The following is a 25,749-nucleotide window of genomic DNA, read 5'->3' on the forward strand; positions in this document are numbered from 1 at the left end:
GTACTCGTGTTTCTCTACGAGGTGTTGTCTTATTTGTAGTCTAGGACTCTTTGGGGAAGCGAGAGATTCCGCGCCAAGCTAAACGGTAGATGAGGTCACTGGCCACCTCCAGGTCCAGGTTGCCGTCCGTTTCCAGCCAGTACCGGGCACTGACCTGCGCCATTCCGGCCAGGCCGCGGCCCAGCAGTTCCGCTTCCAGGTGGGGGAGCTTGGTGTCCTCGGCAATGACCCGGGCGATGGCGTCGGCGAAGGTCCGGTTGAAGGTTTCCAGCCTGGAGCTGACATCCGGGTCGTTGACCAGGTCGGATTCGAACACCAGGCGGTGGGCCTGGTCGTCGTTGGCGATGAAGTGGAAGTAGGCGCGCATGACGGCCTGGACGCGTTCATCGTTGTCCGTGGTGGAGTTCAGGGCGCCCAGCATCAGCTCGGTCAGCGAAGCCAGGTGGCTTTCCAGCAGGGCGAGGTACAGGTCGCGCTTGGAGGGAAAGTGCTGGTACAGCACCGGCTTACTCACGTGTGCGGTTTCTGCAATCTCGTCCATCGCAGCGCCGTGATAGCCGTTGGCTACGAAGACCTCCTGGGCCGCCGCAAGGAGTTGTGCGCGGCGCTCATCCCGGGGCAGCCGGGCGGACCGCTGGCCTGCGGGGCGGGAGGCAGTTTGCGGTTCGGCGGCGGCCGGGCGGCCAGCCCGTGCTTCAGGGACCACAGTTGTCCTTCTTTCCGTTGCAGTTACCCTTCACTTTACTGCGGGGTAATATGACCCGGCGGTATCCCGGGGCATACATTGAAGTATGGCTTCGTCTTTCACCGCAAATGTTTCCGCCCCTTCCCTGGATCCGCTGGTGGAACCGGCCGCCGACCTCACTCCCGCCGAGGTTGAGCGGTACTCCCGGCACCTGATCATTCCCGAGATCGGCGCGCTGGGGCAGCGGCGGCTCAAGAATGCCAAGGTGCTGGTGATCGGCGCCGGCGGCCTGGGCGCCCCCGCGTTGCTGTACCTTGCCGCGGCAGGTGTGGGGACGATCGGAATCATCGACGACGATGTTGTGGACCTGAGCAACCTGCAGCGCCAGGTGATCCACGGCGTCAGTGATGTAGGCCGGCCCAAGACCGAATCAGCCCGCGATGCCATTGGCGAGCTCAATCCGCTGGTGGATGTCCGGCTGCACAACGTCCGCCTGGACTCATCCAACGCCCTGGAGCTGTTCAGCGGTTACGACCTCATCCTGGACGGCGCCGATAACTTCGCCACACGGTACCTTGTGAACGATGCCGCCGCCATCCTCGGCAAGCCCTACGTCTGGGGTTCGATCTTCCGTTTCGACGGCCAGGTCAGCGTGTTCTGGGAAAAGCACGGCCCCACCTACCGGGACCTGTATCCCGAGGCCCCGCCTGCCGGTTCCGTCCCTTCCTGCGGTGAGGGGGGCGTGTTCGGCATGCTGTGCGCCGCCGTGGGATCGCTCATGGTGACCGAGGCGCTGAAGCTGATTACCGGCGTCGGACGCTCCCTGCTGGGCCGCGTGGCCCTGTTTGACGCCCTGGGCGGCAGCTGGCGCGAGATACGGGTGTCGAAGGACCCGGCGGCTGAACCCATCACGGAACTCACCGACTACGAGGCCTTCTGCGGGATCGCTCCGGCAACGCAGGCGGACACCGAACACACCGTCACCGCCACCCAGCTCGCCACCATGCTGGCCTCGCGGAAGGCAGGGCTCAAGGACTTTGAACTGGTGGACGTCCGTGAGGCGGGGGAGTTCGACATCGTCCGGATCGACGGGGCCAGGCTGATCCCGCAGGGACGAATCCTCGCGGGGGAGGCATGGGATGAACTCCCGCAGGACCGGGAAATTGTGTTCCACTGCAAGGCCGGGGCCCGGTCCGCCAACGTGCTGGCGGCGGCGCGGGAGGCCGGCTACCAGCGGGTCAGCCACCTCGACGGCGGAATCCTGGCCTGGGTGCGCGACGTGGAACCCCAAAAGCCCGTCTACTGACCCAGACCCCCGCTCACATCTGGCAGCCTTACTGGAGACGCCCGCTCACTTGCTTGAAGAAAGTGAGCGGGCGTTTCCATGAAAAGGCCCGGAAGTGAGCGGGCGTTGGAGGCTGGGGCACTGGTGCTGAAGTGGTGGCTTACGCGGGTCAGGCGGTTTCGCGGCCCTGGTGGTCCACCGGGCATTCGGCCTCCACCACCACAGGCGCGGGGGTGCCTGGCCGGGCAGTGTTGGGTTGTGCGGTGCCGGGCTGTTCGACGGTGATGCCGTAGAGCGCCTCAAGCGCCGCCACGTAATCGTCCTGCTGGCCGTTCGCGGCCAGTTCGCGGGCGCGGACCGTGGGGACGTGCAGCAACTGCTTGACCATGCGCCGCAGGGCAAACTCAACTTCTTCGGCGGCAGCAGTGCAGCCGTGGCGGGCGCGGACCTTCTCCATCTCCGCGTCCAGCACGTTCATGGTGTGGCGCCTCAGGGCAACGATGGCTGAATCCACGGAGCGGGCTTCCCGTTCCTGCTCGAAGGCCTGGGCGGCGCCCTTGACGATCCCGCTGGCCTGGGCCAACGACTCCGCCTGTTCCTGTGGTGCCGCCAGGCGTACCGATTCCAGGGTCAGCAGTTCCACGCCGTCCAATTCGCCGACGGCGGGATCGAAGTCATGCGTGAGCGCCAGGTCAATGGCGATCAGGGGCTGCGGTGAATGTGCGCGGACCTGGGCCAGTTCATAGGCTTCAACCCGGGTATCCGAGCCGCTGCAGCCGATCATGACGTCGGCGGCAGCCACCGCGGGGCGCAGCGACTCCGTATCCAGGGCGGCACCGCCGCGCGAGGCCACGAATCCTTCGGCCCGGCCGGACGAGGAGAAAACGGAGATGTCCGTGCAGCCGCGTTCTCGCAGAAGTGCCATGGTGGCGCCGGCGTACGCGCCGGTCCCGAACAGCACAACCTTCTTGGTTGACCAGTCGGGGTTTTCGGAAAGATCCGTGGCCAGGTCCAGTGCCACCGAAACGATGGAAAGACCCCGGGAACCGAGGGCAGTCTGTGCGCCCACGTCCTTGGCTGTTTTGGAGGCAGCCTGGAACAGCCGGACGAGGCCGGCGCTGGCAGTACCGTCGTGCTGGGCGGTGATGAGGGCTCGGCGCACCTGGCCGGCGATCTCCCGTTCACCCACGACGGCGGAGTCCAGTCCTGCGCTGACGGCAAAGAGGTGCTGGGTCACTTCGGGTCCGGTGCGGGTGCTGAAGGAACGCGACACGAGGGGCTCTGCAAGTCCGCTGGCCTCGCTGATCCGCGAAACGAGTGCAGCCCGGGCCGCCTCGACATCGTTCGGATTGGGTGCCTCGCCGTAGATCTCGTAGCGGTTGCAGGTGGCAAGGACTACGGCGCCGGCCACGGCGGGGGATTCGGTGAGGGCGGTTGCGGCAATCCCGGAGGAACCGTTGCTCAACTGGGCAACGGTTTCGAGGTCGATGTCGGCGTGTGTAGCCACCAATGAGAAAAGAACCACAACAGACCAATCATAGCTTTTTCGTTGCCCGGTAGAACAACCACCGGAAAGGATAGTCGCCACACTGGGGCGTGATCCGCGCCACCATCCCGATCGCCGCGGCGTGGACGACAGGTTGTCGTTATCTTTTACTGCTCTTTTTGGGCACAATCAAAAGCATGACTCCTAGCCCTGCCGTCTCCGCTGCCGGCACCCTCGCCGCAGACCATCCACTGATGGACGGCCGCACAGCAGACTCCGCGCTGATCACGGCCTACCGCGGCGGCAAGCCGTCCCGCCGCCCCGTCTGGTTCATGCGGCAGGCGGGCCGGTCGCTCCCGGAATACCTCAAGGTGCGCGAGGGCATCGCCATGCTGGATTCCTGCCTCCGGCCGGAACTGGCCTCCGAGATCACGCTCCAGCCGGTCCGACGCCATGACGTGGACGCCGGCATCTTCTTTTCGGACATCGTCATCCCGCTGAAGCTCGCCGGGGTGGGCGTGGACATCGTGCCCGGGGTGGGGCCGGTCCTTGATAAGCCCGTGCGCACTGCCGCCGATGTCGCGGCCCTGCCGCAGCTGACGTGGGAGGCCCTGGAACCCATCCGCGAAGCAGTCCGCCTCACGGTGGCCGAACTGGGCAAGACACCCCTGATTGGTTTCGCCGGGGCACCGTTCACCCTGGCCGCCTACATGGTGGAAGGAAAGCCTTCCCGCGACCACCTGGGCCCACGGACCATGATGCACGCCGACCCGGAGACGTGGAACGCGCTGGCCAACTGGGCTGCCGACGCCTCAGGCATGTTCCTCCAGGCCCAGCTGGAGGCGGGCGCCTCCGCCGCCCAGCTCTTTGACTCCTGGGCGGGCTCCCTTGGGCTGGCCGACTACACCAAATACGTTGCCCCGGCCTCGGCGCGCGCCCTGGACCATGTGCGCCACCTCGGTGCCCCGCTCATCCACTTCGGCACCGGTACGTCCGAGCTCCTTGTTGCCATGCGGGACGTGGGCGTGGACGTGGTGGGCGTCGACTACCGACTGCCGCTCGATGAGGCGAACCGCCGGCTGGGTGGGACCGTGCCGCTGCAGGGAAATATCGATCCCGCGCTGCTGGCAGCACCCTGGGAAATCCTTGAAGCCCACGTCCGCGACGTTATCGCCGCCGGTTCCGCCGCGCCCGGCCACGTCCTGAACCTCGGACACGGAGTACCGCCGGAAACGGATCCCGCGGTGCTGACCCGGGTGGTGGAGCTCATCCACTCCATCTCACCGGCGTAATCGTGGGCAGCTCCCCGGCGAGTCCTGGCACTGCGCTGGTGGTGGGCGGCGGGATCTCCGGGCTGCTCTCCGCCCGCGAACTTGCCACGGCCGGTCATGAGGTGACTGTCCTGGAGGCGGGGACTGTATGGGGCGGCTGTGTGGGCAGCCACACCGTGGCGGGATTCACCCTGGACAGTGGCGCAGAGTCCTTCGCCACCAGGTCCGACGCCGTAGCCCGGCTCTGCACCGAACTCGGGCTCGGCGGGAAGATCGTTCCGCCGCGCCCCGGGGGTGCGTGGGTGCAGCTGCCGGACGGGCCCCGCGAACTGCCCAGGACCGGGGTCCTGGGCATCCCCGCCAACCCCTGGGACCCTGAAGTCCGCCGCACCCTGGGTACGTTGGGCTCCCTCCGCGCATCCTTGGACCGGCTGCTGCCCGCCTCCATAGGTGCAGGCGCGGGCGTCACCAGCGTCTCCGCGCTGGTCCGCGCCCGCATGGGTTCGCGGGTGCTGGACCGGCTGGTCTCGCCGGTGGTGGGCGGCGTCCACTCCGCGGATCCGGGCCTGCTCGACGTCGATATGGTGGCTCCCGGCCTACGTGCAGGGCTGCGCAAGCACGGTTCCCTCGCTGCCGCGGTGTCGGCGCAGCGGCGCGGCACCGGCAGCACCTCCAATTCCCGGGGGCCCCAACCTGCCAAGGCCGGTTCCGCCGTCGCGGGCCTCGAAGGCGGCATGCACACCCTGGTAAAGGCCCTCGTGGCGGATCTCCAGCGCCGGGGCGTGACCCTGCTGTTGGGTGCTCCCGCCACATCGGTCTCCCGCACCCCGGAAGGCTGGCGGGTCGACGCCGTCGGGATGGCCTTCCATGCCACCCTGCTGGTCATCGCCGTGGAAGGCCCGGCCGCCGTCGAACTGCTGGAAGACGCGGTACCTGCGATCGCAGGAAAAAAACCGGCCTCCGGGCCGGACGTCAAGCTGGTCACGCTGGTCCTGGACAAACGGGACCTGGACCGGCGGCCGCGCGGAACGGGAATCCTGGTGGCTCCGCAAACGCCGGGCATCCAAGCGAAGGCGTTGACGCACGCCACGGGCAAATGGGATTGGCTGGCCGCCGCTGCCGGTCCGGGGCGCCATGTGGTGCGCCTTTCCTACGGCCGCGTGGACGGCGCGTCGGCGCGGCCGGGCGGCCCGGAAACCGATGATGACCTGTTCGCGGCCGCCCTGCACGACGCTTCCGCACTGTTGAGCGTCCGGATTTCCACTGAGGACGTGCGGGGCTGGGATGTAGTCAGGTGGCGCGGTGCCCTGCCGTTCGCCGCCGTGGGGCACCGCGCACGGGCAACGGATATCCGGCAGGCCTGCAGTGCTGCCGGCGGCCTGGCAGTCGTGGGCGGATGGGTCGCCGGGAACGGGCTGGCCGCTGTGGTGGCGGACACACGCGAGCAAATTCGCCGACTGACCGCCACCTGAGTATCGCCGCTGGTCAACGTGCCAAAGCGGGTCAAAGGAGTCCCGTGCAGCCTCCGGAACGGTGTCCTCTCCGGTTTCCAATCGGCCAAGCGTTCTGGTTAGGGTCGATGACTATGGTTCAACAAAGGTCCGAGCTTTCCTTGTCCCGGACCGGTATCCATGGGGGAATCCGGCGCGTTACCGCAGCAGCGGCCGTCGGAGCGGTACTGGTTCTTTCCACCGGCGTCCAGGCGTCCTTGGCTGACGACGCGGTTCCCCCTCCGCCACACCCGGCAGCACAAGGATCCGTGGCCGCAACGGCTACGGCGTTCGGACTGTCCACAGCGGCCCGTCAAGGCGCTCCCGACACGCAGGAGGCGACAGGGAGCGGTGCGTCGGGGAGCCAGGCGGATGGCGGGCAGAGAGCCGGGGGACCTTCTGCCGACGCCCCGGCAATTCAGGCGCCTGCAACCCGCGCCCCACGCATGCCGCCGTCGATGATCTCCGTGCCCGGGTCCTGGCTACCGGCGATCACCGCTTCCGCAGGGACCGCAGCGACTCCCGCGCCCACTCCGACGTCCCCAGGGACGCCACTGGCGCCGGGCCCGCAAACCACGGCCGCCGCCACGCCGACCGGATCCCCGGCCCCGGGCCGGCCAGGGTCTCCCACTGCGTCCGGGCCCGCCACGGCTTCCTCCCCGGCCGCTGCCCCCGCACCCGGTATTTCCACGGCGGCAGGCGGCCCGGCATCGGACGTCGCGCCCCCGGCTGATGGGACGGCTGCAGGAGCAGCGACGGGAGGGCCTGCACCTGCCTTCGGCGGGCAGGCCGCGGATGTGCTCGCTGCCGGCGGAGCGGATGGAGCTTCCGTTCCCGCCACCACGGAAACCGGCAACGCAGCGGGCGGGCCCACCCAGGCGCCGGCCAGTGGAGCGTACGTCACGCCGGCGCCGGCCCTGCCAACCTCGCTGTCCATCAATGCGCGCCAGTCCCAGCCCACCCGCATGCCACAGGCTGCCGGCGCGCCTGACAGTCCGGGCCGCGCAGTTTCGTCCACTGGGCCACTGCCGGACGTGCCCGATGCCATGATCTGGCTGGGTGCCGGCCTGGTTGGCGTGGGTGCGGCCGCAGGGCTGGTGTTCCTGCGCATGCGCCGTCCCTAGGGGAGCACGCAGGTGGGCTGCAGGACCCGGAACGTGACTTTGCCCACTTCTACGAGCTGTAGAACTTTTCGGTTTCGCCTTGGGGGCAGGGAAGGGGCAAACTTGTAACCATGAGCCACACTTCTGCCGAATCTGTCACTAAAACCGAAGAATCAGCCGAGCAGTTCTTTACCCTCTGGACCGTTTTCAAGCGGTCGGAGGCAGTGGTCCGCAGTGCGGATGCCGCCGCCGATTTCGAAGCTTTGCTGGAGCGCCTCGCCGCGGCCGGCGTCACGCACCGGGGCAGCTATGATGTCTCAGCCATGCGCGCCGACGCGGACATCATGGTGTGGCTCCACGGCTCCAAGCCGGAGGCCCTGCAGCAGGCCATCCGCGACATCCGCCGCAGCACCCTGTTCGCCGGCACGGAGATCGTCTGGTCTGCCATGGGTGTCCACCGCGAGGCCGAATTCGCAAAGAACCACACACCCGCCTACTCCCGCGGCGTGGCTCCTGCTGAGTGGCTCTGCGTCTACCCGTTCGTGCGCTCCTACGAGTGGTACATCCTGCCGGAGGCCGAGCGGGGCAAGATGCTGCGCGACCACGGCATGTTGGGCCGTGACTTCCCGCAGGTCATCTCCAACACCGTCTCTTCCTTCGCGTTGGGCGACTGGGAGTGGATCCTTGGCCTGGAGGCCCCCGAACTGGTGGACCTTGTGGACCTCATGCGGCACCTGCGCTCCACCGAGGCCCGCAACCACGTGCGGGAGGAAATCCCGTTCTACACCGGACGCCGTATCTCTGCCGACGAGGTCGCCGAGGTCCTCGCGTGAGTCCGGAACAGCAGGCGGCCACCGCCGTCAACCCCGTCACCGAAGCCGGGCGCATGGCTCCGAAGGACTACGACGCCGTCCTGCTGGCCTCCTTCGGCGGACCCGAGGGCCAGGAGGACGTGATCCCGTTCCTCCGCAACGTCACCCGGGGCCGGGGAATTCCGGACGAGCGGCTTGAGGAAGTCTCGCACCACTACCGTGCCAACGGCGGGGTGAGCCCCATCAACCAGCAGAACCGCGAGCTCAAGGCGGCGCTGGAAGCCGAACTGGCTGCCCGCGGCATCAAGCTGCCCGTGCTGTGGGGCAACCGCAACTGGGCGCCGTACATCCCGCAGACCCTGCAGGAAGCGTACGACGCCGGGCACCGCCGGGTGTTGATGCTCACCACGAGTGCCTACTCCTGTTACTCCAGCTGCCGCCAGTACCGCGAGGACATTGGCATTGCGCTGACGGAGACCGGCCTTGACGGCAAGCTCGAAGTGGACAAAGTCCGCCAGTACTTCGACCATCCCGGTTTCGTGGAGCCGTTTATCGAGGGAACGGCAACCGGCCTCGCCGATGTGCAGGCCAAGCTCGCCGAAGCCGGTACTCCGGACGCCCCCATCCACATCCTGTTCGCCACCCACTCCATCCCCACCCGGGACGCTGAGGCCGCGGGCCGGTCCGAAGGGGAGCCCCGCGAATTCGAGGAAGGCTCGGCCTACGTGGCCCAGCACCTCGCCAATGCCGCTGCTGTTATCGATCGGGTCAAGGCTGAGTCCGGCCTGACGGCGCCGTGGTCCCTGGTGTACCAGTCCCGTTCGGGCGCCCCGCACGTGCCGTGGCTGGAGCCGGACATCAATGACGCCATCGAAGAGCTGGCCGGCCAGGGCGTCAAGGGCATCGTCATCGTTCCGCTCGGCTTCGTCAGCGACCACATGGAAGTTGTCTGGGACCTGGACACCGAAGCCATGGAAACCTGCGCCAACCTGGGATTGTCCGCCACGCGCGTCCCCACGCCCGGTACGCACCGGAAATTCGTTGACGGCCTGGTGGACCTTATCTGCGAGCGGACGGTGGCCAACAACATCAGCGACCGCCCCGCCGTTACGGACCTTGGTCCCTGGTATGACGTCTGCCGGCCCGGATGCTGCGCCAACTTCCGGGGCGAAAAGCCCACCATCGCAGGTGCCGACACCACTGTTGGCGCCGGCCACGACCCGTATCCGTCCGTTGCTGCCGGGGAAACGGCGGAGCTGTGACCGTCCGGATTGGAACGCGGGCCAGCAAGCTCGCGCTCACCCAGACCCAGCAGACCGCCGACCAGCTTGCCGCCGTCGGAGGATTCCCGGTGGAACTGGTGCACATCCGCACGGACGGCGACGTCCTCACGGGGTCGCTGTCCCAGATGGGCGGCACGGGGGTCTTTGTTGCTGCCCTGCGCGACGCGCTCCTGCGCAATGAGTGCGACGTGGCCGTCCACTCGCTCAAGGACCTGCCAACAGGGGCAGCGGTAGGGCTCAGCCTTGCCGCCACCCCGCGCCGCGTGGACGTCCGCGACGTCCTCTGCGCGCGCGACGGACTGAAGCTGGCAGACCTGCCGCCCGGGGCCCGCGTTGGCACCGGTTCGCCGCGGCGCGCAGCCCAGCTGCGCGCCGCCCGCGCGGACCTGGACATCGTGGACATCCGCGGCAACGTGGATACCCGCCTTGGGCGCGTTCCGGGACTTCCCGGCAACACCACGGACCAGGTGGTGCCCGGAAAGTCGTGCGACCTGGACGCCGTGGTGCTGGCGGCAGCCGGCCTGGAACGAATCGGCCGCCTGGACGCCGTCACCGAATACCTGGAAACCGACGTGATGCTGCCCGCAGCAGGCCAGGGCTCCCTGGCCATCGAGTGCCGGACAGCGGACGCCCCGGCAAGACCCGGCTCTGCCGGAAACTCCCAGGAAGTCCTCGCGCAGGCCCTGGCCGCGTTGGACGACCCCGATACCCGCCTTGCCGTCACGGCCGAACGTGCCCTTCTGGCCCGGCTCGAAGCAGGCTGCGCAGCGCCGGTTGGCGCTTACGCCTACCGGAAAGGCAGCATGCTGCACCTCGAAGCCGTGGTGTGCGCCGTGGATGGTACCGCCACCGTGCGGGACAGGCGGGCCACAGACGGGCTGACCGAAGTGGGAGCCACCCTGCTGGGCATCGAACTGGCTGAGGTCCTGCTTGCTGCCGGAGCCGCCGACATCGCAGACCTGCAGGCGTCCTGACCTGGCAATGACGGAGCCCTCCCGCGGTTCCGGTTCCGGATCCGGCAAGCCGCCCGCCGCCATGCCGCTTGGCGGCGTCCGGGTCCTGGTCACGCGCAGCCCCGAACGTTCGGGCGCCCTGGTGGCGGCCCTGCGGGAAGCCGGGGCGACGCCGGTGCTGCTCCCGCTCATCGACTTCGAACGGGCTCCGGACCAACACGCGCTGGACGTCGCCTGCGACGCCCTGGCAGCGGGCGCCTTCGACTGGCTGGTGGTCAGCAGCGCCACCACCGTGCACGTCCTGATGGAAAAGGCGGCCGAACGTGGCCTGGGCCTGGCCCAACTGGTTCCGCCCGGTACCCGGATCGCCGCCGTCGGTCCCGCAACGCGCCGGCTGCTGGAGGTGGGCGGGCTGGACGTCGCCCTCACACCGGATGGCGAGCAGTCGGCGGCCGGCATGCTCATGGTTTGGCCGGGCGGCGGCAGGATCCTGCTGCCCCAGGCGGACATCGCGGCCGGCACGCTCGCAGCGGGCCTGGCAGCGGCCGGAAGCGACGTCACCGCGGTGACCGCCTACCGCACCGTCGACTATCCGGCGGCAGCGGAGCGAAGGCTCGCCGTGCAGCCGGAGGACGACGACGCCGGCCCGCAGCCGCCGTCGTACTCCCTCGTGACACCGGAAACCGCCGCCTTGGAAATCGCTGAAGGGCGCATTGCCGCAGTGGTCGCCGCCTCACCGAGCGCCGTGCGCCGCATCGCCGCCCTGGTGCCGTTGGCAGGGTGCCGGCTCGTAGCCATAGGACGTTCGACGGCGGACCAGGCCGCCGCCCTGGGCCTTGAGGTGGCTGCGGTGGCGGCCGAACCCACACCGGAGGGACTCGTGGCGGCCGTCGCGAAAGCCGTCAACCCGCCCTGACCCGCTTTCCTCCATAACGCATAAACACAACGCCAAGGACAGGACCCATGACTTTCCCAACCCAACGCCCCCGCCGGCTGCGCACCACCCCCGCCATGCGCCGGATGACCGCCGAAACCCGCCTTGCACCTGCCGAACTCATCCTCCCGGCCTTCATCAGGGAGGGACTCACCGAGCCCAACCCCATCACGTCCATGCCAGGCGTGGTCCAGCACACCACCGACAGCCTGAAGCGGGCCGCCGCCGAGGCCGTTGAGCTCGGCCTGGGCGGGATCATGCTGTTCGGCATTCCGGAGACCCGCGACGCAGAGGGGAGCGCCTCACTCGATCCCGAGGGCGTGCTGAACAAGGCCATCCGGGACGTCCGCGCGGAAGTGGGCGACGACCTGGTGATCATGAGCGACGTCTGCCTGGACGAATTCACCGACCACGGCCACTGCGGAGTGCTCGACGCCGACGGTTACGTGGACAACGACCGCACCGTGGAGATCTACGCCAGGATGGCCGTGGCGCAGGCAGAGGCCGGCGCCCACATGCTGGGCCCATCCGGGATGATGGACGGCCAGATCGCAGCCATCCGCTCAGCGCTGGATGAGGCCGGCCACGTCAACACGTCCGTTATCGCGTACTCCGCGAAGTACGCCTCCGCGTTTTATGGACCTTTCCGGGAAGCAGTGGACTCCCAGCTCAAGGGTGACCGGCGGACGTACCAGATGGATGCCGGCAACCGCACCGAGGCGCTGCGCGAGGTGGAACTGGACCTGGCCGAGGGTGCCGACATCATCATGGTCAAGCCGGCCATGAGCTACCTGGACATCGTGGCAGACGTTGCCGCCATGAGCCCGGTGCCCGTGTCCGCTTACCAGATCTCCGGCGAATACGCCATGATCGAGGCCGCCGCCGCCAACGGATGGATCGACCGCCGCGCCGCCATCACGGAGTCCGTGCTGGGCATCCGGCGCGCGGGGGCCCACACAGTCCTCACTTACTGGGCGGCCGAACTGGCCGGCTGGCTGAAGGAATCCCGGTGACCGATTCTTCCGCCCCGCCAACCGCACCTGTGGGGGAGGGCCGCATCCTTCTCGGACTGAACACCTTTGGAGACATTGGTGCGAATCCGGACGGCAGCCCGCAACCTCATGCCCAGGTCCTGCGCCAGCTGCTGGAACAGGCGGAACTCGCGGATGCCGTCGGCCTCCATGCCTTCGGCGTGGGGGAGCACCACCGCAAGGATTACGCCGTCTCGGCGCCGGAAGTCTTCCTGGCCGCCGCCGCGGCGCGTACGTCCAGCATCCGGCTGGGCTCCGCCGTGACGGTTCTCAGTTCGGACGATCCCATCAGGGTGTTCCAGCGCTTTGCCACGGTGGACGCCATCTCCAACGGCCGGGCCGAAGTGATGCTGGGCCGCGGATCGTTCGTGGAGTCCTTCCCGCTGTTCGGCCTGGACCTGGCGGATTATGAGGTGCTGTTCGAGGAGAAACTCGAGCTGTTCGACAAGGTGCGGGCGCAAAAGCCAGTGCATTGGGAAGGCCGCACCCGGCCAGCCCTGCACGGGCTGAGCGTCTACCCGCCGTTGGAACAGCACCTGCTGCCCACATGGATTGGCGTGGGCGGCACGCCGGAATCGGTGCTCCGCTGCGCCCAGTTCGGGTACCCGATCATCTTTGCCATCATCGGCGGCCAGCCGCGGAGCTTCCGCCCCCTGGCCGATCTCTACCGCGAGGCGATGGGCAAGTACGGACACCCGATGCAGCAGATCGCCACCCATTCGCCCGGGCACGTGGCCGACACGGATGAACAGGCCCGGGAAGAGCTGTTCCCGCACTGGCTTGCGCTGCGGAACCGGCTGGGAGCCGAACGCGGGTGGGGTCCGGCCGGACGCGGTGAGTTCGATGCCCTCTGCTCCACAGAGGGCGCCCTGTACGTCGGATCACCGGAAACGGTGGCGCAAAAAATCGTCCGGCTGAAACGGAACCTGGGCGTGGACCGCTTCGACCTGAAGTACAGCAACGGTCCGCTGCCGCACGCAGCCATGATGCGTTCGATCGAACTGATGGGCACGGCAGTGGCGCCCAGGGTGGCAGAGCTGCTCGTCGGCTGATCGGGCTACCTGAGCTTTACCCGCTACCTGAGAGAATAGGAACCATGACTTCCAGTAATCCTCGCAATGAGGCGCTCTTCGACCGTGCCCGCCAGTTGATGCCCGGCGGCGTCAACTCGCCGGTCCGCGCCTTCGGCTCCGTGGGCGGGACACCGCGCTTCATGGTCTCCGCCAAGGGGCCGTACCTGACAGATGCCGACGGCAAGGAATACGTGGACCTGGTCTGCTCCTGGGGCCCGGCCCTGCTGGGCCATGCCCACCCGGCCGTGCTCGATGCGGTCCACGCCGCCGTGGACCGCGGTCTCTCCTTTGGTGCTTCAACCCCGGATGAGGCAAACCTGGCCGCCATCGTCCAGGAACGCGTCCCCGCCGTCGAACGCCTCAGGATGGTGTCCACCGGAACCGAAGCCACCATGACTGCGGTCCGGCTGGCCCGCGGGTTCACCGGCCGCAACCTCATCATCAAGTTTGCCGGCTGCTACCACGGCCACCTTGACGGACTCCTGGCAGCTGCCGGCTCCGGCCTGGCGACCCTCGCGCTGCCCGGCTCCGCCGGCGTCACCGAAGCGACCGCAGCTGAGACGCTGGTGCTGCCCTATAACGACCTTGCTGCCGTCAAGGAAGCGTTTGCCGTGCACGGCCCGAACATCGCTGCGGTGATCACCGAGGCTGCGCCTGCCAACATGGGCGTGGTAACCCCTGCCGAGGGATTCAACCTGGGGCTCTCGCAGATCACCCGGGAGTACGGCGCGCTCCTCATCGTCGACGAGGTCCTGACCGGCTTCCGTACCGGCTACTCCGGCTACTGGGGCCTCACCGGCGGTGCGCCGGATGCCGAGGACCCGTGGACCCCCGATTTGCTCACCTTCGGCAAGGTCATCGGCGGCGGCATGCCGACGGCGGCCCTTGGCGGACGGGCCGACGTCATGGACTACCTGGCTCCCACCGGCCCGGTCTACCAGGCCGGCACCCTTTCCGGGAACCCGGTGGCCATGGCCGCCGGCGTGGCCACCCTGAGCAACGCCACCCGCGACGTCTACTCCTTCATCGACGTCCGGTCGCTGGAACTGTCATCAGCTGTCTCCAACGCGTTGGATGCCGCGGGTGTTGACCACTCCATCCAGTTCGCCGGAAACCTCTTCTCGGTGGCCTTCGGGACGTCGGCCAACGGCGTCCACAACTACGCGGACGCCCAGGCGCAGGAAACGTTCCGCTACGCGCCGTTCTTCCACTCCATGCTGGAGTCGGGGGTCTACCTGCCGCCGTCGGTCTTCGAGGCCTGGTTCCTCTCCGCCGCCCACGACGATGCCGCCATGAACCGGATCTACGACGCCCTTCCCGCGGCAGCCAAGGCCGCTGCCGCCGCGCAGGGTTAAGGCCGCGCGCAAGGCACGTCCCGCCGTCGTCCGTTCGCCGCGAAGTGGCACTTAACCGCAGTCCCATGCACGGGTATTGCCGTTCAGTGTCATCCCGTGGAAACAAAAGGAAATCCCCGCCTGCAGGCTGCAGGCGGGGATTTCCTTTTGCGCTTCGGTTGCTACAGGACGTCCGAGAGGAAGCCCTTGAGCCGGTCAGTCCTTGGCTCGGTGAAGAGCTGTTCAGGCGGCCCGGACTCCACCACTACGCCGGCATCCATAAACGTCACGGCGTCGGAGACGTTGCGGGAGAAGCCCATCTCATGGGTTACCACCACCATGGTCATGCCGCCCTTCGCCAGGTCCGTCATCAGTGCCAGGACGCCCTTGACCAGTTCGGGGTCCAGGGCAGAGGTAGCCTCGTCGAAGAACATGACCTCAGGGTTCATGGCCAGCGCGCGGGCGATGGCCACCCGCTGCTGCTGGCCGCCGGAGAGGTTGGCCGGGCGGGAATCCGCCTTGTGCTTCAGGCCGACCAGGTCCAGTTGCTCCAGGGCCTGGGCGCGGGCCTGGTCTTTCGGGAGCTTCCGCAGCTTCTGCAGCGCCAGGGAAACGTTTTCCACCACCGTCTTGTGCGGGAACAGGTTGAACTGCTGGAACACCATGCCGATCCTGCGGCGGAGCTCGTCAGGGTTGTCCTTCAGCACCGAACGGCCGTCCAGCAGGATGTCCCCTTGGTCGGGTTCGATCAGCCGGTTCATGACCCGCAGCAGGGTTGACTTGCCGGAACCCGACGGTCCAATAACGGACGCCGTGGTGCCTTGCGGAACGTGCAGGTCGATGCCCCGCAGGACGTGGTTGCTCCCGAAGGAAAGGTGGATATTCTTGGCGCTCAGTGTTCCGGATGCGAACTCGCTCATGCCTGGGCTCCCTTTCCAACGACGGCTGCGGCATCGTCCGGTTCTTTCTTTTCGGGCCGGCCGTTGCGGAGGCGCCGGTCGATCCAGTTCACGAAGTGCGTCAATGGAACGGTGAGCACCAGGTAGAACACTGCTGCCGCCACGTAGGGCGAAAGGTTGCCGGTGGTGGACGCCGCATCCTTGCCGATCTGGAAAATTTCCCGCTCGGTGGCCAGCAGGCCCAGGAGGAAGACCAGGGACGACTCCTTGATCAGCGCAATGAACTGGTTGACCAGTGCAGGAAGCACCCGGCGGATGCCCTGGGGAACAACTACGAGGCGCATGGACGCGCCGTAGCCGAACCCCAGGGCACGTGATGCCTCGAGTTGTCCCTTGTCGACGCTCTGGATGCCGGACCGGAAGATCTCGCCGATGTAGGCGCCGGACATCAAGGAAAGGGCCGCGACAGCCATGGGATAGGGGCTGGTGGAACCGGTCAGTTCACGAATGATCGGCCCGAACCCGAACCCGATGACCAGGATGGTCAGGACGGGCGGAAGACCGCGAAGGATGTCGGTGTAGACCCGTGCCACCCAGCGCGCTGCTGCGTTCCGGGAGATCCCCATCAGGGCGAGCAGCATTCCCAGGGCGGTCCCGATGATGCCCGAAATGATGGCCAGCACGAGGGTGTTCGGCAAACCGACGGCGAACATCTTGGGGATGACTTCGCCCATCGCCTTCCAGTCAAGGAAGGTGTCAGCGAGTTGCTTGAGGATATCCATGGAACGCCCTGGTTACTTGGCTGCCGGGATCTGGACAGCCTTGCTGCCCGGCTTCCAGCCCTGGGGGGTCTGGTCGGCGACGGTGGGGCGGTCCTTGTACCATTCCGACGTCAGCTTGGTCCAGGTTCCGTCGGCGATGACCGCGTCAAGGCCGGAGTTAAGCGCGTCGATCAGCGGCTGGTTGTCCTTGTTCACTGCGTAGGCGGTGAAGTTCTGGGTGTTTACAACCTTTTCGGCGATCTTGGTGTTGTCGCCTTCCTTGACCTGCCCGGTGGCCTGCTGGGACGGGGCCACCCAGGCGTCGATCTGCCCGTTCTTCACATTGCCGTAAACGGTGTTGTAGTCCGGGAAGCGGACAGGCTCCAGCTTGAGGGTGTTGGTCACGTAGTCGTCCTGCACGGTGCCCTGGACGACGCCGATGCGGACCCCGTCCTTGAGGTCGGCGAAGCCGTTGACCTTGGAGCCGTTCTTGGTGACGACAGCCATGTAGCCGAAGTCATAACCATTGGTGAAGCCAACGGTCTTGCGGCGGGCGTCGGTGGTGGAGATCGAGGAGGATCCGACGTCGAACTGCTTGTTGGCCACCTGGGAGAGCAGGGCGGAGAAGTCGGTGGAGGCAAACTCAACCTTGAGGCCCAGCTTGTCACCGATGGCGCGCAGCAGTTCGTTGTCGTAGCCGGTGAACTTGCCGGAGGGGTCGATGAAGATGTTGGGCGGGGCGTCCGAAAGGGTTCCCACACGCAAGGTGCCCTCGGTGATGAGGCCAAGCTTGGTCTTATCGATCTTGTCGACCGGGGTGACGCTGGCAGTGGTGTACTTGTCCAGCGTCTGCTGGTCGCTGCCCTTCAGGGCGTCCGTGGGGGTGCCGCTGGGCTGGGAAGACCCTCCGCCGCAGGCCGCGAGGGAAACAGCGAGGGCAAGTGCAACGGGAGCGGTAGTGAGCCACTTCATCGCTTTGATTTTCATCAGGTTGTCACTTTCATGTGAGTCGTAAAGTCGACCGGGCCGCTGGGCAGCGCGTGGCGCCCGGTACCTGCCCGGAGCTGGTCCAGCTGTCCGGGGCAGGGGTGGCCGCAAAACTTTATTGTCTCACCTGGGCGAATACCGGTAGCGGGATGAAGAATCTAGAAGCCCTGAGCGTCCAGACCGAATATTGTCTCCTGGGGAGGCGGCTACAGCACGCAGGTGCAGGGTCGTGGCCCGGTGCGAGCGAACGATGCCCTTGTTGGGACCCTGGGATTTATTAACCGGCGTGACTGTGACATGTCTCCCACTAAGGGCGTGCCGCAGCGTCCTAGAAGCCACCGGCCGTGGCGTCCTGCGGTGGCAGGACCGGCCAGTCTCCCTCGATCACGGCGGCCGGCTTCGTCTTGCGGAGGTAGTCCTGGAAGTCCGATGCCTGGCTGACCGCCCAGTCCACCTGAAGTTGGTGCAGCTGGCTGGCCGGCATCATCAGCTTGGGGAACTTGCCGGCCATCGCATCCAAAACCCGAAGGGTCGCCAGGGCATCCGCCGCCGACGTGTGTGCGTTGTCCAACACCACACCGTACTCTTCGCACAGTGCGGTGAGTGTCCGCTTCCCCTTGCGATAGCGGTCAACCTGCTTGTTCATGATGTAAGGATCCAGGACCGGGAAACGGGAAAGCTGCGGAATCCCGTACCGGGCGGACTCGGCGGCAAGGACCGTGAAGTCGTAGCTCGCGTTGAACGCGATCACTGGTGTGCCGGAGTCGAACAGCTCCTGCAGGACTGCGGCGACTTCGCGCGTGACCTCATGGGCAGGGCGCCCGTCCCGCCTTGCCTGTTCGGTGGTGACGCCGTGGACGTCACTTGCCTCGACGGGTATTTCCACACCCGGATCGGCCAGCCACTCGTGCTCCTTGATCACCTCACCCTGGTGGTCCACGACGGTGATCGATGCCGTGACGATTCTCGCCGCCCGCGAGTTGCGCCCGGTGGTTTCCAGGTCGAAGGCCGCACGGGGAAGGGTGTTCCAGGAACTCATGCTTCAACGCTACGTGGACCCACCGACAATTCGGTGGAACGCCACTGCGGCTAGATTGGATCAATGCGGAATGAGTACGTCCAGGCGGTCCTGGCTGTCGTGAGGCTGGTGCCGGCAGGGGCGGCCGTATCGTATGGGGACGTCGCGGAGCTCCTGGGATCGGGCGGCCCGCGGCAAGTCGGTTCCGTCATGAGCCACTACGGAGGCGACGTCCCCTGGTGGCGCGTCCTGAAAGCCAGCGGCCACGCGCCTCCGGGACACGAAGCCGAGGCCCTGCTCCTTTACCTTGAGGAAGGCACTCCGCTGGTTGGTGACTACGGTTCGTATATCCGGACCGGGGACGGGCGGTGGCGGGTTGATCTGGCTGCCGCCCGCTGGGCACCCACGGACGAGGATTTTGAAAGTATTGACACAGTCGCCGAGGAATTGGAGCGTCGGCTCCACAGCTTGTCGGTGCCTGATGATGGAATGATTGTGTGACCGTAACAATTCCTTTGACCAGCCCCCGGGACCCGCACCGGCAGGAACCGGAGGCGGGCCGAAAACCGGCTTCCACCACTGGCCCGGGAAACCCGGACGGCAGCGCCCGGCCGGTCACCCCCGCCCTTCGGTTGCTGCCGCCACGGCGGGTGCACGCGGAACCACTCCGGCTTACACCGGACCAGCAGGCAGCGGTTGACGTCTCCCAAGGCTCCGGACCAGTCCTGGTTCCCGGTGCGCCGGGCACGGGAAAGACCACCGTCCTCGTCGAGGCCGCTGTCCAGCGGGTCTTCCGCGACGGTGTCGACCCCGAACACATGCTGATTCTTGCGCCCACCCGTCTGGCTGCCGATTTCCTGCGGGACCGTTTCACTGCCCGCCTGGACAGGAGCCTCAGCACCACTCCGGCCAGGACGTGGGCCTCCTACGCATTCGACCTGATCCGCCGTGCCAAGGCTGAAGGCGCCATGCCGCTGTCCAGGCCACCCCGCCTGCTGTCAGGCCCGGAGCAGGACCTCATCATCAAGGAGCTCCTCGAGGGCCACCGGCTGCCCGGACTGGAACTGCCATGGCCGTCCGATCTTGATGGCGCCCTGGAGACCAGGGGCTTCCGCCAGGAGGTGCGGCAACTCTTTGACCGCATCATTGAATCGGGCCGCACGGCGGAGGACCTCGCGCAGCTGGCGGATTCCTGCGGCCGGCCGGACTGGAAAGCCGCAGCAGGCCTCTACGCGGAATACCGGGACGTCCTTGACCTGCGGATGCCCGAAGCTTTCGACCCCGCCGGGATCATCACGGCTGCACGGCAGATCTTCCAGGATGTGCCGGAGTTCCTCGCGGCCGAACGCGCGAGGCTGCAGGTTGTCCTGGTGGACGATATCCAGGAAGCGAACCCGGCCATTTTCGAGTTACTGGCGGACATCGCCGCGGGAAAAGACTGCTACGTAACGTCGTCGCCGGACACCGTGGTCCAGGGGTTCCGGGGAGCCCGGCCGGATTTGGTGGCTGAACTGCCCCTGCTGTTGTCAGCCCAGGCACCTGTCCTCGAGCGTCCGCTGTGGCATGCCCATGGCATGGCGCCGGCTGTGGCAGAGGCGTGGCTGAACGTCGCGGGCCGCATCTCACAGCGGGCAGGCGGGCAACTGGCACGCCGCCTCACACAGCCCGGACAGGACGATAAGCCCGGCAGCGTTGAGGCCCATCTGGTCCCTACTCCAGTTCACGAGCTCCGGTATGTTGCCCAGCGGATCCTGGACCAGCACATAAACCACAACCGCGACCTGGCGGACATCGCAGTCATCGTGCGCAACGGCGGCCAGGTCAGCGAGTTGCAACGCTATTTGTCCGGACAGGGCATTCCCGTGCGGGTGCCCGTGGCTGAATCCGCGGTCCGGGACGAGGTGGCTGTCCGTCCGCTCCTCGATGCTTACGCCATCGCGCTGGATCCGGAGCTTTTGACCCCCGAGGCTGCGGTGTCCCTTCTCACCTCCCGGATCGGAGGTGCCACCTCCATTGAGCTGCGCAGGCTGCGGCAATCGTTGCGGCGGGAAGAACTCCTGGGCGGCGGGGGCCGCGCCAGTGATGCGCTTTTGGTCCAGGCCCTGCTGGAGCCGGGCGCGCTTGGCACGTTGGGGATCGAAGGCCGCGCCGCCAGGCGCACGGCCCGGATGATCCGTGCGGGGCGGGAGGCAGCCGGACTGCCGGGTGCCAATGCCGAGACGGTGCTGTGGGCCCTCTGGGACTCAACGGGGCTGTCCCCGGCCTGGACCGAGGCAGCCTTGGCGGGAGGACCGCAGGGAGCCCGGGCTGACCGCGACCTTGACGCCATGATGGCGCTTTTCCATACGGCGGAACGCTACGTGGACCAGATGCCCGGCGCCGGCCCTGAACAGTTCCTGGAGTATCTCCTGAACCAGGAGCTTCCCATGGACACCCTTGCCGCCCGTGCCCAGCTTGATGATGCTGTGGAGCTGATGACGCCGGCCAGTGCGGCAGGCCGGGAGTGGCCGGTGGTGATCATCGCCGGGCTGCAGGAGGGGGTGTGGCCCAATACGAGGCTCCGCGGTGAACTGCTCGGCAGCACCCTGTATGCGGATGCCGTCGAACACGGTCCCGAATATGCCCTCCAGCGTGACCCGCTGAGCCGGTTGCGGGACATCCGCTATGACGAACTCCGCAGCTTTTCCACGGCGGTGTCCAGGGCGCGGGAACTGCTGGTCTGTACCGCGGTCTCGTCCGAAGACGAGCAGCCGTCCTCGTTCCTCGACTTTGTTGCACCCCTGGGACCGGAAGCGGAGGGCCGGGCTTTCACCCAGGTGGAACGGCCCATGACGCTGCGCGCTTTAGTCGCCGAGCTCCGCCAACATGCCCAGCTTGACGGCGGGACGCCGCAGGCAGCAGAAGCTGCCAGGGTCCTGGCGCATCTCGCCGTGGCGGAACCTGCCGTGGCCGGAGCACACCCCGACAGCTGGTGGGGACTGGCCCCGCTGACCTCCTCCGAAGCGGTGGTGCCGCCGGGGGGAACAGTGTCCGTGTCGCCGTCAAAGGTCGAAACAGTTCAAAAGTCGCCGTTGGACTGGTTCGTCCAGGCAGCAGGAGGGGAACCTGCCACCGACTTCGCCCGGAGCCTGGGCACCTTGGTGCATGCGATCGCCCAGGACATGCCGGACGCCTCCGGGTCCGAGTACGTTGCTGAACTGGTGCGGCGCTGGCCCGCCCTCGGCATGAAGGACAATTGGGAGGGCCGGCTGGACTTCCAGCGCGCTGAAACGATGGTGCGGAAGCTGGCCCACTATGTACTCGTCATGAGAAGTGAAGGCCGCAGCCTGCTGGGCGTTGAGCAGGACTTCGAAGTGGCGCTTGGGCAGGTGGCGGTGGACGAAGCCTCGCCGCGGGAGGCGGTACTCCGCGGCCAGGTGGACCGGTTGGAAATCGACGGCGAAGGCCGGCTGGTGGTGGTTGACCTCAAGACCGGAAAAAGGCAGCCAGGCAAGGACGAACTGTCCCGCCATCCGCAGCTTGGTTCGTACCAGGCAGCAGTGCTGGCCGGCGGGTTCGACGTCGGCTCCCGCGGCGGGCAGGGCCTGCCCGGCGGCGCTGTGCTGGCGCAACTCGGAACCGGGGCAATAAACCCAGCCATCCAACAGCAGGAACCACTCGACCCGCAGGAGAACTGGGCATTGGACATGGTCATGGAGGCAGCCGCCGTGATGGGTGGCAGCGAATTCATTGCGCGGCACGATCCAGCCAAGGGCAGCCATGGCGGCCATGGGTGCAGGCTCCCCGAGGTGTGCCCGCTCTGCGTGCGTGGACGGCAGGTGACCGAATGAGCGTGGCACTGCCTGGGGCGGAAGCCGCCCCGGCCGTGCGCTTCAGCCCCGAAGAACTGTCCGTGCTGCTTGGCGAGAAGAACACGCCCACGCCCGAGCAATCCGCCATCATCGCATCCCCCTTGGCGCCTCGGCTGGTTATTGCCGGCGCAGGCTCGGGAAAGACCGCCACCATGGCGGACCGGGTGGTATGGCTCGTTGCCAACGGATGGGTCACCCCTGAGGAAGTCCTGGGCGTGACCTTCACCCGCAAGGCTGCGGGCGAACTCGCCACCCGCATCCGGTCAAAGCTCCTGGCGCTGCAGCGCCTTGCCGCAAAGGACAGCGGACAGGAGCTGTTCCCAGCAGGACTGCTCAGCAATGACGCTTTGGAACCCAAAGTGTCCACGTACCACTCGTTCGCCAGCGGCATCGTCTCCGACTACGGGCTGCGGCTTGGCGTGGAGCGGGATGTGGTCCTGCTCGGCGGTGCGCAGGCCTGGCAGCTCGCCAGCGAGGTGGTTGAAGCCTACGACGGCGAATACCACCACTTCCGTGCCGCCAAGTCCACCCTGGTGAAGGCCGTCATACAGTTGGCTGGAGAATGCGCCGAACACCTTCAGGAACCTGAAGACGTCGAAGGGTGGCTCATGGCGCGTCTCTCCGAGTTTGAATCCCTGCCATACCTGGCAGACAAGAAGAAGAACAGGCCAAAGGCAGCCCTGGACCTCGGCGGGATGCTGCGGACCAGGGCAAGCGTCGCCGACATGGTGGGCCGCTACGCCGCCGCTAAACGAGCCCGCGGGGCACTCGACTTCGGGGACCTGGTGGCCCTCGCTGCCAAGGTGGCGCAGGACGTCCCGTTGGCGGCCCAGATGGAGCGCCAGCGGTACAAGGTGGTTCTGCTCGACGAGTTCCAGGACACGTCGTTTGCCCAGCTGGTGCTTTTTTCGCGCCTTTTCGGGGGCGGCCATGCCGTGACAGCGGTCGGCGACCCCAACCAGTCAATCTACGGTTTTCGGGGCGCTTCGGCAGGCCAGTTGTTCCACTTCGTTCGCGAGTTTCCCGTTCGGATCGATGCACCGGAGGAAGGGGCGGGCTGGGCGCCGGCCCCAACTTCCTATCTGACCACGGCATGGCGGAATGGCCGATCGATCCTCGCAGCGGCCAACGTCATGTCGCAATCCCTGGGCCGGACGGCAGCTCACAATGGACCTGCCGGGAACAGGACAGCTGCTGCCGAGGTTCCTCCGCTGCAGCCGAGTCCCCATGCGGTGGACGGGACCGTGGTGCTGGGGCGTTTCGCCAGCGACGTGGAGGAAGCTGCAGCCTTGGCCGACGACGTCCTGAGGTACCGGGTGACGGACTTTGAGCTGAAGCCTGACGGTACAGCGGAGCCGCCGGCGCTGGCCGTCCTGTGCCGCAGGCGCGCACAGATGGAGCCCGTCCGGCGGCAGTTTGAGGCCCGGGGGATACCCTACGAAATAGTGGGCCTCGGTGGGCTTCTGGACACCCCGGAGATAGTGGATCTGGTGGCCACCCTGCGCGTCCTTGCAGATCCCGGCCGGTCTGATGCGCTCATGCGACTTGTCGCAGGAACGCGATGGCGGATAGGGCCTGCCGACCTCATGGCCCTGCGCGACTGGTCCAGGCAGCTTGAACGGAGCCGGGAGAAGGCTGCACAAGGGTCCAGGGCCGACGTCCGGGACATTGACAGCGATGAAGCGGATGGCCCCGTCCCCGAGGGCGACCTGACCGACGGGGCCAGCCTCGTGGAGGCCCTTGATTTCCTGCCCCGGGAGGGGTGGACATCGTCGAATGGCCGCACCCTCAGCGCGGGTGCGCGGAGCAGGCTGGCCAGGCTGTCAGCCGAGCTGCGGCAACTGCGGGGCTACCTCGGTGATGACCTCACCACGCTCCTGGGCGAGGTGGAAAGGGCCATGCTGCTGGATATCGAAGTGGCAGCCCGCCCCGGGATCAGCATCCACCAGGCCCGCCGCAACCTCGACGCCTTCCAGGATGCGGCCGCAGGCTTCCTCCGCACCTCGCAGCGGGTCGACATCCTCGCTTTCCTGTCCTGGCTTGAGGCTGCGTCGGCGGAAGAAAACGGTTTGGAGGCGCCGGCCAGCGACGTAAACCGGGAAGCCGTGCAGCTGTTGACGGTGCATGCTTCCAAGGGCCTCGAGTGGGACGTGGTATTTGTCCCAGGCATGAATGCGGGGGCTTTCCCCAGCGACCGCGACTCCCGCTGGAGCAGCGGCTCTGCAGCACTGCCGTGGCCCCTTCGCGGGGACCGAGCAGATCTGCCCCAGTGGGACCTGGACCAGCCCGACCAGAAAGGCTGGCTGGATTCCGAGAAGGAATACAAGGCCGGCGTCCAGGCCCACAGCGAGGCGGAGGAACGGCGGCTGGCTTACGTTGCCTATACCAGGGCCAAACACGTCCTGTGGGTGTCCAGCGCTGCGTGGGTGGGATCACGGGCCGGACGGGCGGAAATGTCCCCGTTCCTCGCGGAACTGGACGCCTTGAGGCAACAGGCTGACGGCGGACCCCGTGCAAACGCTCTGGTTCATCCGCTGTCTCTGGAGGAGGGGGCACTGCCCCTCCAGAGCCCACTGACGCGTGAAACGGAAGAAGCCCGCTGGCCGTACGATCCCCTTGAAGGACCCGTGGACCCTCGCACCGGTCAGCGACTGCGCCTGGCCCCTGGGCGCAGGACAGCCATGGAGGCGGCGGCGCAGCGGGTGCTCGGGATCCTGGGCACCGGTGACGGTCCATTGGTGCGGGCTGGGGGCACTGGGCAGCTACACACTGCCGGCCAGGTAAGCAGTCCGCTGCCTGGCCTGACAGGGCCAGCGGCCGGCTGGGCGCGCGAAGCTGCGCTGCTGCTGGAGCGCAGGGCAAGAAGGTCAGGCGGCCAGGACGTGCACCTGCCCACCCATATCTCGGCTTCCACCCTCGTGGACCTCGGAGACGACCCCCAAGCGGTGCTGGGCCGGCTGCGCCGCCCTGTGCCGCGCGAACCCGGTATGTCGGCGCGGAAGGGCACGGCGTTCCACGCCTGGGTGGAGGAATATTTCGGAAGGGCCGGCATGCTGGACCTCGGCGAGGCACCGGGTTCGGACGATCACATCGATGCCGCCTACGACCTGGATGAGATGGTAGCCACGTTCAAGGCTTCCCCCTGGGCTGACAGGTCCCCAGCCTTCGTTGAGGTTCCCGTGGAAACCAGGGTGGGGGAGGTGGTGGTGCGCGGCCGGGTGGATGCCGTGTTCCAGGAGGCTGACGGCAGCTGGGACCTGGTGGACTGGAAAACCGGCCGCCGGCCATCCACCGGGCAGCTGAAGACCCGTTCGATCCAGTTGGCAGTGTACCGGCTGGCATGGGCGCGCCTCAAGAATGTTCCGTTGGAGGACGTGCGGGCCGCATTCTTCTACGTGGCTGATAACGCCGTGGTGCGGCCGCACGATCTCGGGTCGGCAGCCGAGCTGGAAGGAATCGTTACCGACGCGCTTGCCCGGCCTTGAGGGCTGCC

At 67.1% G+C, this 25,749-nt stretch carries 20 protein-coding genes; 13 read left to right on the forward strand and 7 right to left on the reverse strand.

Features of this window, described 5'->3' with window-relative positions; genetic code table 11:
* Positions 1-40: 40 nt before the first annotated feature.
* Entirely contained in the window at positions 41-706 is a 666-nt protein-coding gene (locus tag J7I84_RS08195; protein WP_214943203.1) for a TetR/AcrR family transcriptional regulator, read from the reverse strand.
* Between the two features lie 85 nt (positions 707-791).
* On the opposite strand from J7I84_RS08195, the gene moeB reads away from it, so the two are divergent.
* Complete coding sequence (moeB, locus tag J7I84_RS08200; RefSeq protein ID WP_214943206.1) at positions 792-1,991, forward strand: molybdopterin-synthase adenylyltransferase MoeB; 1,200 nt, start codon at positions 792-794, stop codon at positions 1,989-1,991.
* A gap of 148 nt (positions 1,992-2,139) precedes the next feature.
* Here moeB and J7I84_RS08205 read toward each other — a convergent pair whose 3' ends face one another.
* Complete coding sequence (locus J7I84_RS08205; RefSeq protein ID WP_214943209.1) at positions 2,140-3,495, reverse strand: glutamyl-tRNA reductase; 1,356 nt, start codon at positions 3,493-3,495, stop codon at positions 2,140-2,142.
* Positions 3,496-3,653: 158 nt separating this feature from the next.
* On the opposite strand from J7I84_RS08205, the gene hemE reads away from it, so the two are divergent.
* Entirely contained in the window at positions 3,654-4,748 is a 1,095-nt protein-coding gene (gene hemE, locus J7I84_RS08210; protein WP_214943212.1) for a uroporphyrinogen decarboxylase, read from the forward strand.
* A gap of 2 nt (positions 4,749-4,750) precedes the next feature.
* On the forward strand, positions 4,751-6,199 hold the full coding sequence (gene hemG, locus J7I84_RS08215) for a protoporphyrinogen oxidase (RefSeq protein ID WP_214943215.1): 1,449 nt from the start codon (positions 4,751-4,753) through the stop codon (positions 6,197-6,199).
* A 436-nt stretch (positions 6,200-6,635) separates the two neighbouring features.
* Here the strand turns inward: hemG and J7I84_RS08220 are convergent, their stop codons facing one another.
* Positions 6,636-7,328, reverse strand: coding sequence for a hypothetical protein (locus J7I84_RS08220; protein ID WP_214943217.1), 693 nt, complete (start codon positions 7,326-7,328; stop codon positions 6,636-6,638).
* Between the two features lie 123 nt (positions 7,329-7,451).
* Between J7I84_RS08220 and hemQ the strand changes: the two genes are divergently transcribed.
* Genes hemQ through hemL form a run of 7 tightly spaced genes read left to right on the forward strand, consistent with a single transcriptional unit; the run spans position 7,452 to position 14,761 of the window.
* Positions 7,452-8,153 (forward strand): hydrogen peroxide-dependent heme synthase, encoded by a 702-nt coding sequence (gene hemQ, locus J7I84_RS08225; RefSeq protein WP_214943220.1) that lies wholly within the window; start codon positions 7,452-7,454, stop codon positions 8,151-8,153.
* A 53-nt stretch (positions 8,154-8,206) separates the two neighbouring features.
* Positions 8,207-9,394, forward strand: a complete 1,188-nt coding sequence (locus J7I84_RS08230) for a ferrochelatase (protein WP_214943864.1) — start codon at positions 8,207-8,209, stop codon at positions 9,392-9,394.
* Complete coding sequence (gene hemC, locus J7I84_RS08235) at positions 9,391-10,389, forward strand: hydroxymethylbilane synthase (protein WP_214943224.1); 999 nt, start codon at positions 9,391-9,393, stop codon at positions 10,387-10,389. The genes J7I84_RS08230 and hemC overlap by 4 nt, the downstream gene beginning before the upstream one ends.
* A 7-nt stretch (positions 10,390-10,396) precedes the next feature.
* The gene (locus J7I84_RS08240; protein WP_214943227.1) at positions 10,397-11,284 is read left to right on the forward strand and encodes a uroporphyrinogen-III synthase; all 888 of its coding nucleotides are present in this window, start codon (positions 10,397-10,399) and stop codon (positions 11,282-11,284) included.
* Positions 11,285-11,331: 47 nt separating this feature from the next.
* Positions 11,332-12,315 carry a porphobilinogen synthase gene (hemB, locus tag J7I84_RS08245; RefSeq protein ID WP_214943230.1) on the forward strand — a complete coding sequence of 328 codons (984 nt, stop codon included), beginning with the start codon at positions 11,332-11,334 and terminating at the stop codon, positions 12,313-12,315.
* Positions 12,312-13,385 carry an LLM class flavin-dependent oxidoreductase gene (locus J7I84_RS08250; protein WP_214943233.1) on the forward strand — a complete coding sequence of 358 codons (1,074 nt, stop codon included), beginning with the start codon at positions 12,312-12,314 and terminating at the stop codon, positions 13,383-13,385. The genes hemB and J7I84_RS08250 overlap by 4 nt, the downstream gene beginning before the upstream one ends.
* A 44-nt stretch (positions 13,386-13,429) precedes the next feature.
* Complete coding sequence (gene hemL, locus J7I84_RS08255) at positions 13,430-14,761, forward strand: glutamate-1-semialdehyde 2,1-aminomutase (protein ID WP_214943236.1); 1,332 nt, start codon at positions 13,430-13,432, stop codon at positions 14,759-14,761.
* A gap of 161 nt (positions 14,762-14,922) precedes the next feature.
* Here hemL and J7I84_RS08260 read toward each other — a convergent pair whose 3' ends face one another.
* The 4 genes from J7I84_RS08260 to J7I84_RS08275 form a co-directional block, all read right to left on the reverse strand.
* A complete protein-coding gene (locus J7I84_RS08260; protein ID WP_214943239.1) occupies positions 14,923-15,660 on the reverse strand; it encodes an amino acid ABC transporter ATP-binding protein in 738 nt (245 codons plus the stop codon).
* Positions 15,657-16,421 (reverse strand): amino acid ABC transporter permease, encoded by a 765-nt coding sequence (locus J7I84_RS08265; protein WP_214943242.1) that lies wholly within the window; start codon positions 16,419-16,421, stop codon positions 15,657-15,659. The genes J7I84_RS08260 and J7I84_RS08265 overlap by 4 nt, the downstream gene beginning before the upstream one ends.
* A 12-nt stretch (positions 16,422-16,433) precedes the next feature.
* The gene (locus tag J7I84_RS08270; RefSeq protein ID WP_214943245.1) at positions 16,434-17,387 is read right to left on the reverse strand and encodes an ABC transporter substrate-binding protein; all 954 of its coding nucleotides are present in this window, start codon (positions 17,385-17,387) and stop codon (positions 16,434-16,436) included.
* Positions 17,388-17,715: 328 nt separating this feature from the next.
* Complete coding sequence (locus tag J7I84_RS08275; RefSeq protein ID WP_214943247.1) at positions 17,716-18,426, reverse strand: 3'-5' exonuclease; 711 nt, start codon at positions 18,424-18,426, stop codon at positions 17,716-17,718.
* 63 nt (positions 18,427-18,489) lie between these two features.
* Here J7I84_RS08275 and J7I84_RS08280 point away from each other — a divergent pair, with 63 nt between their 5' ends.
* The 3 genes from J7I84_RS08280 to J7I84_RS08290 are packed head-to-tail and all read left to right on the forward strand — an operon-like array spanning position 18,490 to position 25,741.
* Positions 18,490-18,906, forward strand: coding sequence for an MGMT family protein (locus J7I84_RS08280; RefSeq protein WP_214943250.1), 417 nt, complete (start codon positions 18,490-18,492; stop codon positions 18,904-18,906).
* Positions 18,903-22,235 (forward strand): ATP-dependent DNA helicase, encoded by a 3,333-nt coding sequence (locus J7I84_RS08285; protein ID WP_214943254.1) that lies wholly within the window; start codon positions 18,903-18,905, stop codon positions 22,233-22,235. Before J7I84_RS08280 ends, J7I84_RS08285 begins: the two co-directional genes overlap by 4 nt.
* Positions 22,232-25,741 carry an ATP-dependent DNA helicase gene (locus J7I84_RS08290; protein ID WP_214943257.1) on the forward strand — a complete coding sequence of 1,170 codons (3,510 nt, stop codon included), beginning with the start codon at positions 22,232-22,234 and terminating at the stop codon, positions 25,739-25,741. Before J7I84_RS08285 ends, J7I84_RS08290 begins: the two co-directional genes overlap by 4 nt.
* The last annotated feature ends 8 nt before the right edge of the window (positions 25,742-25,749 follow it).

Origin of the sequence: Arthrobacter sp. ISL-85, assembly GCF_018613675.1 — a bacterium.
GTDB lineage: Bacteria > Actinomycetota > Actinomycetes > Actinomycetales > Micrococcaceae > Arthrobacter.

What these genes read in the sequence shown, in the direction of transcription:
- moeB (WP_214943206.1), top strand. Translation starts at nt 792, where the DNA reads ATGGCTTCGTCTTTCACCGCAAATGTTTCCGCCCCTTCCCTGGATCCG.
- hemE (WP_214943212.1), top strand. Translation starts at nt 3,654, where the DNA reads ATGACTCCTAGCCCTGCCGTCTCCGCTGCCGGCACCCTCGCCGCAGAC.
- J7I84_RS08220 (WP_214943217.1), bottom strand. Translation starts at nt 7,328, where the DNA reads ATGCGCAGGAACACCAGCCCTGCGGCCGCACCCACGCCAACCAGGCCG.
- hemQ (WP_214943220.1), top strand. Translation starts at nt 7,452, where the DNA reads ATGAGCCACACTTCTGCCGAATCTGTCACTAAAACCGAAGAATCAGCC.
- J7I84_RS08230 (WP_214943864.1), top strand. Translation starts at nt 8,207, where the DNA reads ATGGCTCCGAAGGACTACGACGCCGTCCTGCTGGCCTCCTTCGGCGGA.
- J7I84_RS08240 (WP_214943227.1), top strand. Translation starts at nt 10,397, where the DNA reads ATGACGGAGCCCTCCCGCGGTTCCGGTTCCGGATCCGGCAAGCCGCCC.
- hemB (WP_214943230.1), top strand. Translation starts at nt 11,332, where the DNA reads ATGACTTTCCCAACCCAACGCCCCCGCCGGCTGCGCACCACCCCCGCC.
- hemL (WP_214943236.1), top strand. Translation starts at nt 13,430, where the DNA reads ATGACTTCCAGTAATCCTCGCAATGAGGCGCTCTTCGACCGTGCCCGC.
- J7I84_RS08260 (WP_214943239.1), bottom strand. Translation starts at nt 15,660, where the DNA reads ATGAGCGAGTTCGCATCCGGAACACTGAGCGCCAAGAATATCCACCTT.
- J7I84_RS08265 (WP_214943242.1), bottom strand. Translation starts at nt 16,421, where the DNA reads ATGGATATCCTCAAGCAACTCGCTGACACCTTCCTTGACTGGAAGGCG.
- J7I84_RS08270 (WP_214943245.1), bottom strand. Translation starts at nt 17,387, where the DNA reads ATGAAAATCAAAGCGATGAAGTGGCTCACTACCGCTCCCGTTGCACTT.
- J7I84_RS08275 (WP_214943247.1), bottom strand. Translation starts at nt 18,426, where the DNA reads ATGAGTTCCTGGAACACCCTTCCCCGTGCGGCCTTCGACCTGGAAACC.
- J7I84_RS08280 (WP_214943250.1), top strand. Translation starts at nt 18,490, where the DNA reads ATGCGGAATGAGTACGTCCAGGCGGTCCTGGCTGTCGTGAGGCTGGTG.
- J7I84_RS08290 (WP_214943257.1), top strand. Translation starts at nt 22,232, where the DNA reads ATGAGCGTGGCACTGCCTGGGGCGGAAGCCGCCCCGGCCGTGCGCTTC.